Below are 11,322 nucleotides of genomic sequence, written 5' to 3'. Positions count from 1 at the left end.
CGTACTCCTCGATGCCCTCCGCGAAGGCGTTGAACTTGCAGATGTCGAAGCTGTCCGAGATAGCGTGCAGGTCCTGGAAGGTTGCGGTGAGCTCACCTTTCCCCTCCCAGGCGTACGGGTCGACCTTCTGGGGGACGCCCAGAATCTCCGCTGCCGGGGTGTACGCCCGCAGGTGGCAGGCGCCGCGGTTGGAGGTGGCGTAGGCGATGCCCATGCCCTTCATGCAGCGCGGGTCGTAGGCCGGGATGGACTGGCCTTTCACGTCCAGCCGGCAGTCGTGGGCGTCCAGCTCCTCTGCCGCGCGGCGCTGGCCCTCAGCGAGCAGTTCGGCGAACTCGTTCTCGCGCTGGCCGACCTCCTCGATGAGGTCGATCATCCGTTCGGTGTCGCCCCAGTCGAGGGCCTCGTCGATGTAGCCTTTGTCCTCGGCCTCCATCGCCATCGCGAACATGTTACCCATCTCGATGGTGTCGACGCCCATGTCGTTACAGCGGTCGATCATCACCGCGATGTCATCGCGCTCGGTGTTGCCCGAGTTGGGGCCCAGCGCGAACGCCGACTCGTACTCGTAGGACTCCATCCGGACGTTCATCTCCTCGCCCTTGTGCTCGGTCGTGACCTCGACCTCCTTCTTACAGGCGACCGGACAGGAGTGGCAGGTCGGCTCGTCGACGAGGATGTTCTCGCGGACGTTCTCCCCGGAGACGCGCTCGGCGTCGATATCGCCCTCGCCGGCGTCGCGGAACGCGCCCGTCGAGGTGTACTTCCCGTTCTTTGTCGGGAGACCGTCCATCTCTTCGGTGATGTTCATCAGCACGTTCGTCCCGTAGAGCGAGAGGCCGCCCTCGTTGGGCGCGGTCACGTCGGACTCCTGGATAACCTCCATCGCCTGCTGGTACCCCTCCTTGAACGTCTCGGGATCCTTCGGCTTGGGCATCCGCGTGCCGGCTTTCACGACCACCGCTTTCAGGTTCTTGCTTCCCATCACGCAGCCGGTGCCGCCGCGGCCCGACGCTCGGTCGTCCTCGTTGACGATGCAGGCGTAACGCACCTCGTTCTCGCCGCCCGGCCCGATGGCCATCACCGAGAGGTTCTTCCCGACCTCGCCCTCGACCTCCTCGCCGAGTTCGTCGATCGTGTCGTGGACACCCCAGCCGGAGAGGTGTTCGGCGCTTCGAAGCTCGACTTCGCCGTCCTCGACGTAGGCATACACCGGCGTATCGGCCTGCCCCTCGAAGACGAGGCCGTCGAACCCGGCCCACTTCAGCCGCGCGCCGGACCAGCCACCGTGATGGGAGTCGGTTACGGTCCCGGTCAGCGGAGATTTGGTGACAACGGCGATTCGGCCGCTCATCACCGTCTGCGTGCCCGTCAGTGGGCCGTTCATGAAGCAGAGCTTGTTCTCCGGGGAGAGCGGCTCCACGTCCGGCCCGGCGTCGAACACCTCTTTCACACCGAGTCCCCGCGCCCCGATGTATTTCTGTGCGTCCTCGTCGTCGACACCGCGGTAGCTGACGCTCTCCGATGAGAGGTCGACATCCGCGATGTGATCCTGGAAACCACCGAGTTCAGTCATGGTAATGTCTCACGGTTAAATTAGAGCGCTATCCTGTTAGTCGTTAGCTGTCTGGTGTAACCGGTTCCAGTTACAACCGGCCGGCGACTGCACTGGACCAGCGTCGGCCGCCGCGGCGCCGAATCACTTTACTCGCTCGCTCCCTCCTGTGCGGGCGTGACCTCCCGCTGGTGGCCTGCCATCGTCATCACCAGCGCGATTCTCACGCTCTCGCTGGTCCCGATCGGCGGGGGCGGTGCGGTGTCGAGCGTGAGCGGCGGCAGTATCGCTGGCGTCGGCTTCGACAAACTCCTTCACGTCGTCGACTATGCCGTGCTCGCGCTCACGCTCCTGTACGCGACGCGTGCCCGAACCGTGCGGGCGTGTCTCGTCGCGTTTGCTGGCGCCGTTCTCCTCGGTGGCGCTATCGAACTCCTCCAGGGGCCGGTGCCGACTCGACAGCGTTCGGTGTTCGATGCCGTTGCGAACACCGTTGGCGCCGCAGTTGCGACCGGAGGCTGGTGGTTCGTCCGAGCCACCCGGAGACGAACACGATCCGACTGAGCGGCGGCGCTCCGTTCGCCACTGTGGGTGAAGGCGCTCTCACACCACCGCGAAACGGTCGACGGCGAGGACGACTCTGCGGGAGGCGGACTCGGTGGCTGGAGCGAGCCAGAGGAGCCGGCAGATACCGAGCGCGAGCCCCCCAGCTGTCCCAGTACAGATTTCGGTGGTCCACGGTGTCGAAGCGGTTTTCAGCGCGCACGGCGGAGGGATGTCATGAGCAAGCCGACGCCCGAAGTGTACGAGCGCGGGCGGGGGATGGACGCGCACAATCAGGTGATGCGCGACATCCGTGCGGAGAACGACCAGAGCTACGACCCCCACGAGCCAACGCGAGTCTGGATCGACGAGGACAACACGCCCGACGGGGTCTACCAGAGCCTCACTATCATCCTCAACACAGGCGGCTGCCGCTGGGCCCGCGCCGGCGGCTGTACGATGTGTGGCTACGTCGCCGAGTCGGTCGAAGGCGGGAGCGTTAGCCACGACGCGTTGATGGACCAGATCCGGAGCGCTCTCGACCACGAGGCCGCGGAGGCCGATGGCGAGTCCGGCCTCGTCAAGATCTACACCTCCGGCTCCTTCCTCGACGAGCGGGAGGTCGGCGCCGAGACGCGGCAGGCTATCGCCGAGACCTTCGGCGACCGGGACCGCATCGTCATCGAGTCACTGCCGGATTTCGTCGACGCCGAGAAAGTCACGGAGTTCACCGAGCAGGGCCTCGAAACCGACGTGGCGGTCGGCCTGGAGACAGCCACGGACCGGGTGCGTCACGATTGTGTGAACAAGTACTTCGACTTCGCGGATTTCGAGGCGGCCTGCGCGGAGGCCCTCGCGGGCGGCGGCGGCGTGAAGGCGTATCTACTGATGAAGCCCCCGTTCCTCTCGGAGAGCGAGGCGCTCGAGGACATGAACTCGAGTGTCAGGCGCTGTGCGGCCGTCGAGGGCTGTCACACCGTCTCGATGAACCCCTGTAACGTCCAGCGCTACACGATGGTCGACGAGCTGTTCTTCGAGGGTGGCTACCGGCCGCCGTGGCTCTGGTCGGTGGCCGAGGTGCTGGAGTCGACGACCGACGCCGACGCGATCGTCGTCTCGGACCCTGTGGGCCACGGCTCCGACCGCGGCGCCCACAACTGTGGCGAGTGCGACGACCGGGTCCAGCGCGCCATCAAGGATTTCGACCTGCGCCAGGACCCCTCGGTGTTCGAGCAGGTGGAGTGTGACTGCGAGCGGACCTGGGAGTTGGTGCTTTCCGAAGAAGCGAGCTACAATATGCCGCTTTCTCGGTAAGTCATCGGTTCTCCCGTTCGTTGGTTTTCGGTTCTTTGCGATCGGGCTGTGATGGTGCTACTCTCGAACCCGCGAACAGAACCACCCGCGACAGGCAACGGCACCGCGGAGTTCCCATGACCTGTGGGACCGGAGGGTGCCGGCGATGAACGCCGGCACAGCACCGGGTCCCCACCCCTCCACCCGCGCCCGCGACCGGTGCGACCGCGAGGTCCTCGTGAGTGAAACGAACAAGGGCACGGGAGAGCCTGCTCTCCCGGCGGGTGAGCGAGGGTTAACCCAGAGCGAACCGGCTGGGGTGGCTTGAGGCCGCGGAGGCGGAAAGCGGTGCTGTACAAGTGGTCAACAATAGTCCTGCTCTCGTCGGAACGGTCTGCCTACCCCTGACGCTCTGTCGCCACTATCGTTGCTTAAACAGCAGGTCGAAGCACGGCTTCTTTATTCAGAAACCGATCTGGAACGTCCGTTAAGTAGGTCTGCGATCTATCCGGCCATCTCGAAACTCGATTACGTTAGTAGTATCCCGGTTGCCGCCCCAAAAATCAGTCCGACAGAGAGAAAGAACGCGCGAACGTTCTTCGAACCTATTGGTTTTGTTGCGTAGTCCTGTGGGTCGATGTTGACACCGGATGCGGGTTCAAGCGACATTGCAGCTGTTCCTGTGCCAGAACTTCCCATGAGGTTGAGAGCAACTCCGATGATCCCGAAAAGAGCATGAGAAGCCGAAAAACCCCTCCAAGCACAAAGGTGAGCAGCCCTGCTACTCCACCAGCAGGGAGTATGTACCGGAGAAACCCCCGCGCGAGTATATCCCATTTCATCTCATTCTAATAGGATTTTTTGTGATAACTCTACCTCCTGTACTTGGCGATTCAACTAGTTTCTGGATGTAGTCTGATAAAGAAAACGCATCTCCGACTGCTGGAAAAGATCTCAAAAACGCCCTACGAAAACCCACCAAGTACACCTTGCCCGTCGGTCCCGTCCAGCTCGGGGAGGGTCGCACGCTCGGGGTGGGGCATCAGCACTGCGACGTTCTCGTCGCCACCGAGGATGCCGGCGATGTTATCGGTCGAGCCGTTCGGGTTCGCTTCGTCGGTCACGTTCCCGTTCTCGTCGCAGTAGCGAAATAGCACGCGGTCCGAAGCCACGAGTTCCTCGTAGCGGTCGTCCTCGATTTCGAAGCGCCCCTCGCCGTGGGCGATGGGGAGCGAGAGCACCTCGCCCTCCTCGTAGGCGGCGGTCCACGGCGTGTCGGCGTTCTCCACGCGGATGGACACGTCTTCACACTGGAAGCGGGCGCTTGCGTTGGTTGTGAATGCGCCGGGGGTGAGCCGGCTCTCGCTGCCGATCTGGGCGCCGTTACAGACGCCCAGGACGGGCAGCCCGTCCTCGGCGGCGTCGCGGACCTCCTCCATGATCGGTGCGCGCGCGGCCATCGCCCCGGCGCGGAGATAGTCGCCGTAGGAGAACCCGCCGGGGAGGATGACACCGTCGGTGTCGGCCGGGAGGCCGTCCTCGTGCCAGACCCGCTGGGCGTCGATGCCGACGTGGGCGAGCGCGCGCACGGCGTCGCGGTCGCAGTTCGAGCCGCCGAACTGGACGACAGCGATCGTCACGGAAGCCACCTCCGGGTGGCGGAGTCCTCACGGTCAGTGTCGGAAGCCGAACCCGTCATGCGGCCTGTTCCTCGACGACGACCTCGTAGTCGTGCAGCGTCGGGTTCGCCAGCAGCCGCTCGGCCATCTCGTCGGCGCGTTCGGCGGCTGTCTCGACGTCCTCGGCCTCCAGGTCCACCTCGAACTGGTCCATCGAGCGCAGCCCCTCGAGCTCGAAGCCGAGCCGCTCCAGGGTCTTCCGAGTGGTCTCGGCCTCCGGGTCGAGTACCCCACGCTTCAGCCGCACCGTCACCGTCGCGGTGTAAGCGGTCATGGGGTGAGAGTGGTCGTCCGTGCCTAAAAGGGGTTGTGGTCGGGAGCGGATATACACGTACGTGGTTATCCCGGGCGGTAACCCGTCACGGGTCAGGCGACCCGGAAGACACCAGGACGGCCGTCACGCACGCCCGTCAGATACACCGCGTCGCCCGCCAGCGAGACGCCGTTGTTCGTGTCCACCGACGGCGTCTCCGGGTTTCCAAGCGGGACGGTTCGGCGCACGTCGCCTCCCGCCGCGTCGACGACGTAGAGCGCGTAGCCGTCGTCGTAGCCGAGAACGTAGACGGCGTCACCGCCGACGGCGGGTCGGTGATCGACTGCGGCTCCGAGGTCGGTTCGGAACTGCTCGGCGCCCGTCGCAGCCTCCAATGCGTAGAGCGTGCCGCCCCTGTCGGCGATGACGTAGACCGTCTCGTCGACGACGGTCGGCGCGGCCGGCGCGATGCCGGCGGCGTAGCTCCAGCGGCGTTTGCCCGTTCGACGGTCGACTGCGACGGTCGTCCCCGCGCGGGTGAGGAAGGCCGTCTCACCGTGCACCGTCGGCGGCGCCGGGGATTTCGACTCCGGCCACTCCAGTCGCCAGCGCTCGTCGCCACCGCGTTCGGTCGCGACGAACGCGCGGCCGTACTCGCCGTTGTGTTGATCCGAGAGCGCGCTGTAGACGGCCTCTTCGCCGATAGCGGGCGGCTCTTCGTAGAAGGCGCCGCCGCCGTCGCCGACGCGTTCGACCGTCGGCTCGGCCGGCAGTTCGGTCGGTGCTTCCCGGGCACCAGTGTGGCGGGCGTCGTGGCCTAACGTCGGCCACGGCTCAAGAGGGTCGCCCAGAACGGCGTCGCTGTGGTAGGTCCGCGGGTGGAGGCGGTCACGCACGCGGTCGAGACAGCCAGCGGTGCCGAGGAGGCCGGCGACGGCGCCGCCCGCCAGCGCGTCGCGGCGCGTCAGGTGGAGAGTGGAGGGCATCACCGGCGTCTCACACCCGAGTTGAAAAAGCGTTGGCAGTTACAGCTCTCGCACCGCGTCGACGGCGTCGTCGATGGCCGGCGCGTCGAACCACGCCCGGCCGGTGTAGGCGTTCGCGCCCGCGGCGTACATCTCCGACACCGTCTCGACGACTGAGTCGGGCAGCGGGTCCGGCGCCTCGGGGCACAGCGATTTCCAGTCGGCGACGCCCTGCTCGGGGGCACGGGCTTTCGCGTCGCTCACGGCGGCGACCCAGTCCGGGTCGTAGGACTTGTAGAACTGCCTGACGACCTCCTTCGAGAGCTGTTGGTCGTCCCGGGAGAACCGGTTCTCGTCGAACGTCCCCGCGACGTCGGCGACGCGCACCTCGCCGTCGACCCAGAGACACTCGATCTTGCCGTCCTCGTGGACGAATCCGGTCTCTGCGGCACGCTCGCTGATGACGTCGTTGACCGCCAGTGCTGTCTCCCGGAGGTCGTCGAGGGCGGCCGGGCCGGAGATCGCCTCGGCCTCATCGGCGTCGAGATAGCGGTCCTGCTCCTCGAACTTGGTGGAGAACTCGACGACCGGCTCTGGGAGCGAGACCGGTCGCTCCGGCCAGGTCGCGAGGTCCACGCCCACGTCGCGGGGGTCGGTCCGCCCGCGCAGGCTGGAGCCGACCGGCACTTCGTTCCGGAAGACGATTTCGAGCGGGACGAGATAATGGTCGCCGACGGCTGCATGGAACGCCTCGTAATCGTAGCCGTCGTCGCCGTGGGGGAGCTCCGGGACGACCGTGAGGTCGATGGCCATCTCCCGGGGCGGGCCATCGGCGTCCTCCAGAGCGACGGCGTCGTCGCCCTCGTCCGGGACGACGCCGCGGTAGTGGGTCGGCACGCCGGCGTCGGTGAGGCGCTCGAAGTTGTCGGCGCCCATCGTACAGAGGCTCCGCCCCTTCCCTGGAATCTGGTCGGGCATGCGCCCCCAGTCGAAGACGGAGTAGTCGTCGGTGAAGACGAACCGCCCCCGGCCGAGCGCCTCGTCGGTCGGCTCCCGGTCAACTCGGAACTCCTTGACGCTGGTCACACCGGAAAGAGGCTGCCGCGACGCCTTGAATCTTCACATCAGTGGCCACTACCCCTCCGTTTCGCCTGGAGATATGCGCGTTCGTGGATACTGCCCGGGTAGTCTCGGCCAGCGTTCGGTCACTCCGGCGCGTCGGGGAGCACCTTCCCGGGGTTGAGGATCCCCTGCGGGTCGAACGCCTGTTTCACCCGACGCATGAGTTCGACGCCGTCGTCGCCGTGTTCGTCGGTGAGATGGTCGCGCTTGCCCACGCCGATGCCGTGTTCCCCGGTGAGCGTGCCGTCGAGTTCCAGCGCGCGCTTGGTGATGGCCTCGTAGAGTTCGTACGCGCGCTCGACCTCCTCGGGATCGTCGGGGTCGGCGATGATGGAGAAATGGACGTTCCCGTCGCCGGCGTGACCGAAACAGGGGACGGGAAGCCCGTACTCCTCGCCCAGCGCCTTCGCCTCGGCCACCATCTCGGCGTAGCGCCCGATGGGGACGGTGATATCGCCGGGGTGGAGCTGGGTGCGGTCCGGGTCGTCGCCGTCGAGCGCGTAGGTCAGGTCCCGGCGGGCCTCCCACAGGTCGGCCATCTCCTGCTCGTTCTCGGCGATGTCGAACGCCTCCAGGCCATGACTCGAGAACACCGTCTCGCAGAACGAGACCTCCGCCTCGACGTCGTGGTCCGCGTGGAACTCGACAAAAAGCGTCGGTTTCTCGGGGAGCCCGGTGTCGCTGTAGCCGTTGGCCATCTCGACGGTCTCGGTGTCGAGCAGCTCCACTTTCGCGAGATCGATACCCGCGCCGACGGCGTCGGCGACGGCTGCCGCGGCATCGCCGAGGCTGGGGAACGTTGCGCGTGCGCCCCACCGCTGTTCGGGGAGCCCCGCGAGTCGGAAGGTGACCCTGGTGACGACGGCGAGCGTCCCCTCGCTGCCGACGACGAGCTCCTTCAGGTTGTAGCCCGCCGAGGTCTTGCGCGCGCCGCTGCCGAGTTCGACGACGGTGCCGTCGGCGAGCACGGCTTCGAGTTCGAGCAGCCAGTCGGCCACCTCGCCGTATTTCACCGTCCCCATTCCCGCGGCATCGGTGGCGACCATCCCGCCGACGGTGGAGATCTCGGCCGAGGAGGGGAACGCCGGGAGAAAGAGTCCGTGGCGCTCGACCCGTTCGTTCAGCGCGCCGCCGAGTACGCCTGCCTCGGCTTCGACCTGGAGACTGTCCGGGCGAACGTCGAGAATGCGGTCCATTCGGGTGAGATCGAGACTGACGCCGCCGTCGACGGGCACCGCGCCGGCCTCGAGGCCCGTCCCGGCGGCGTAGGGGGTGACCGGCACGCCGTACGCCGAACAGGCCGCAAGTACCGCCGAGACGTCGGCGGTCGACTCGGCAGAGACGACGGCGTCGGGCCCATCGTCGGTGACGTCGAGATGGGAGAACTCCTCGACGCCGGCGTCGCTGCTGTACTGTCCACGCCGCTGGTCGTCGGTTTCGACCGCACCGTCGAGACGCAGGTCGCAGAGAAACGAGATATCGTGGCCCATAGCTGGCCGTTGGGGGCCACGGCCGGAAGTAGCTACGCTTCGTTGACCCCGATTGCTGGCTTCAGGAAATCAGGGGGTACTGACGCTGGGTGGTCCGGGAGTGCCAGCTCCGCGAGCGGTTCCCGTGACCGGTCAGTTTTTCACGCTTGGCTCCCCCCTTCCGCTATGTCCAAGGCGGCCGACCTCGACCCGGACGGGCTCGATTTCGAGTACGTGCCCGAGACTGACCAGTCCTTCGAGAACGCGTACGAGAAGGCTGCGAACGGCGTCCGCCTCACCGTCGACGACGCCGTCGAGCTGCTGACTACCGGCACCGAGACGCCGGGTATCGACACCGAGCGCAAGGAGCGGGTGCTCGAACTCGCGGACCGCCGGCGCGCTGAAACGGTGGGGGAAGCGGTGACGTTCGTCGCCAACGTCAACAACAACGTCACCACCGCCTGCAACACCGGCTGTCTGTTCTGTAACTTCAAGGATAGCGCTCACCGCTTCGAGAACGGGAGCGACGCGGACCACGCCGGCTTCACCAAGACGCCTGCCGAGAGCCGCAAAATCGTGCAGGATGCTGTGGACCGCGGCGTTTACGAGGTCACGTCCGTCTCCGGTCTACACCCGGCGTTCGCCCTCGATAACGAGCACCGGGAGATACTGGAACGGCACGACGACCCGGCAACCGAGGTCAACTACAAGCCGCCCGAGCGCTACCGGATCGACCCCGGGACGTACGTCGAACAGCTGGAGGCGATGGCCGTCGACGACGTTCATCTTCACTCCATCACGCCGGAGGAGGCCTACCACGCCCGCCGCGGGACCGAGCGCTCCTACGAATCTATCTACGGCCGACTGAAAGCGGCCGGGCTCGACTCGGCGCCCGGCACGGCCGCGGAAATTCTCGTCGACGAGGTGCGCGAGGTGATCTGTCCCGGGAAGATGAACACCCAGCAGTGGGTCGACGCGATGGAGGGCGCGATGGCGGCGGGGCTTCCGGTCACCTCGACGATGATGTACGGCCACGTCGAGAACGAGATGCACCGCGCGAAACACCTGCAGGTGATCCGGGACCTGCAGGACCGAACCGGCGGGATCACGGAGTTCGTCCCGCTTTCATTCATCCACCAGCAGACGCCGCTCTACGAGGCGGGCGTCGTCGACTCCGGCGCCAGCCGCGACGAGGACGAACTGCTCGTCGCCGTCGCACGGCTCTTCCTCGACAACGTCGAGCATATCCAGTCCTCCTGGGTCAAATCCGGCGACGAACACGGAATGAAACTGCTGAACTGCGGCGCCGACGACTTCATGGGCACCATCCTCTCTGAGGAGATCACCAAGCGCGCCGGCGGGCAGTACGGCGAGTTCCGCAGCGTCGCCGACTACGTGGAGATGGTGTCGGCCATCGGCCGGCCGCTGGCGGAACGCTCGACGGATTACGGGACCACGCGCCGGGTCGAACTCGACGGCGGCCCGTACGGCCCGAAACTGGGCCCGAACGCCGACGGGACGCCGCTGCTCGGCGACGAGTGAGAACGGAGAACGAGTTAACGGGTCTCCACCGACCGCTCAGGCCGCTTCTTCGCCGTCGAGGTTGACCACGTCGATTTCCCCGGTGAGCTGTCGGTAGACGTACGGCATGTCGATGCCTTCCTCGTCGAAGCGCTCTTTGACCGCCTGAACCCCCTCGCTGCGGACGGCGAAACAGTAACGCGTGGGCGAGACTCGCCGCGAGTCCACGGAGCGCCTGGGTGAACCCGCGGGACTCCAGCAGGCGGAGCAGCAGGGGAATCAGTGCCAGCCGACCGATGAGCCAGACCAGGAGGAAGCCACCGACGAACGCCACCAGTCGACCGATCAGGCTGCTCAGGGCGACGCCGAACAGTTCAGCGCCGCCGAGTCCGAACTGTAACGCGGTCATACTCATGACTGCTGGCTGTCACTGACGGCGCAAAGAACTGTCGGCCTTCCCATATTTCTCTGTCGGTCCCCGAGCTGTTCGCGCTCGACCGCGGTGCCGCGGCCGTCGAGTTCGACAGTGTCGAGCGCCACTGTGCGGGCAGCTGGGACGGGCTCGGCGGCGATGGGCTCCACCTCCCGTGGCCCGATTCAACTGCTTCCATCGCTGTCGAGCGGTCCTCCTCGGAGGCGATGCGGAAGTGGGAGCTCTGCCGGAGCGTCGACTGCGCCGGGCGGTTTCGATTTCAGTTCCTCCCTCCAGAGCGTCGACCAGGTTATCACCGGCCGTCTCCGGACGGGACTCAATCTCACTGACGATTCGGACGAGTGACCCGCCGTCGGTGAACTGACCGGATGGTCGCTTCGAGCGCAGGTTGCCTCCGTAAACAGCGGGGCTGTATTCAACAGGGAATTGCCGACGAGAGCCTGCTGCCTCTGGGTTTTGCACCGAAACGTGATAGTGATTACTGCGAAT

Annotated in this window: 10 protein-coding genes and 1 pseudogene; 4 read left to right on the top strand and 7 right to left on the bottom strand. The window is 66.1% G+C overall.

Going from position 1 to position 11,322, the window contains the following annotated elements; all coding sequences use genetic code 11:
- On the bottom strand, positions 1-1,576 hold a 1,576-nt coding region (locus tag V5A38_RS12765; protein WP_332326146.1), incomplete at its 3' end, for an aldehyde ferredoxin oxidoreductase family protein.
- Between the two features lie 156 nt (positions 1,577-1,732).
- Between V5A38_RS12765 and V5A38_RS12760 the strand changes: the two genes are divergently transcribed.
- Together V5A38_RS12760 and V5A38_RS12755 are read left to right on the top strand one after the other, a co-directional pair.
- Complete coding sequence (locus V5A38_RS12760; protein WP_332326145.1) at positions 1,733-2,119, top strand: VanZ family protein; 387 nt, start codon at positions 1,733-1,735, stop codon at positions 2,117-2,119.
- 216 nt (positions 2,120-2,335) lie between these two features.
- On the top strand, positions 2,336-3,412 hold the full coding sequence (locus V5A38_RS12755; protein ID WP_332326144.1) for an archaeosine biosynthesis radical SAM protein RaSEA: 1,077 nt from the start codon (positions 2,336-2,338) through the stop codon (positions 3,410-3,412).
- Between the two features lie 944 nt (positions 3,413-4,356).
- Here the strand turns inward: V5A38_RS12755 and purQ are convergent.
- The 5 genes from purQ to V5A38_RS12730 form a co-directional block, all read right to left on the bottom strand.
- Positions 4,357-5,031 (bottom strand): phosphoribosylformylglycinamidine synthase I, encoded by a 675-nt coding sequence (gene purQ / locus V5A38_RS12750; protein WP_332326143.1) that lies wholly within the window; start codon positions 5,029-5,031, stop codon positions 4,357-4,359.
- Positions 5,032-5,086: 55 nt separating this feature from the next.
- Positions 5,087-5,344, bottom strand: coding sequence for a phosphoribosylformylglycinamidine synthase subunit PurS (gene purS / locus V5A38_RS12745; RefSeq protein WP_332326142.1), 258 nt, complete (start codon positions 5,342-5,344; stop codon positions 5,087-5,089).
- 92 nt (positions 5,345-5,436) lie between these two features.
- Positions 5,437-6,309, bottom strand: coding sequence for a PQQ-binding-like beta-propeller repeat protein (locus V5A38_RS12740; protein WP_332326141.1), 873 nt, complete (start codon positions 6,307-6,309; stop codon positions 5,437-5,439).
- 39 nt (positions 6,310-6,348) lie between these two features.
- The gene (locus tag V5A38_RS12735) at positions 6,349-7,374 is read right to left on the bottom strand and encodes a phosphoribosylaminoimidazolesuccinocarboxamide synthase (RefSeq protein WP_332326140.1); all 1,026 of its coding nucleotides are present in this window, start codon (positions 7,372-7,374) and stop codon (positions 6,349-6,351) included.
- Between the two features lie 119 nt (positions 7,375-7,493).
- On the bottom strand, positions 7,494-8,900 hold the full coding sequence (locus V5A38_RS12730; protein ID WP_332326139.1) for an FAD-linked oxidase C-terminal domain-containing protein: 1,407 nt from the start codon (positions 8,898-8,900) through the stop codon (positions 7,494-7,496).
- A 165-nt stretch (positions 8,901-9,065) separates the two neighbouring features.
- On the opposite strand from V5A38_RS12730, the gene cofH reads away from it, so the two are divergent.
- Positions 9,066-10,421 (top strand): 7,8-didemethyl-8-hydroxy-5-deazariboflavin synthase subunit CofH, encoded by a 1,356-nt coding sequence (cofH, locus tag V5A38_RS12725; RefSeq protein WP_332326138.1) that lies wholly within the window; start codon positions 9,066-9,068, stop codon positions 10,419-10,421.
- 36 nt (positions 10,422-10,457) lie between these two features.
- Here cofH and V5A38_RS12720 read toward each other — a convergent pair.
- Positions 10,458-10,586, bottom strand: a pseudogene (locus tag V5A38_RS12720) (mechanosensitive ion channel family protein); the annotation flags it as partial.
- A 16-nt stretch (positions 10,587-10,602) separates the two neighbouring features.
- Between V5A38_RS12720 and V5A38_RS12715 the strand changes: the two are divergent.
- The gene (locus V5A38_RS12715) at positions 10,603-10,800 is read left to right on the top strand and encodes a hypothetical protein (protein WP_332326137.1); all 198 of its coding nucleotides are present in this window, start codon (positions 10,603-10,605) and stop codon (positions 10,798-10,800) included.
- Positions 10,801-11,322: the final 522 nt, after the last annotated feature.

It is taken from the genome of Halolamina sp., from assembly GCF_036626355.1.
Taxonomy (GTDB): Archaea; Halobacteriota; Halobacteria; order Halobacteriales; family Haloferacaceae; genus Halolamina.
Note: the sequence above shows the minus strand (reverse complement) of the source record. Positions and strands in the feature narration are given on the sequence as shown.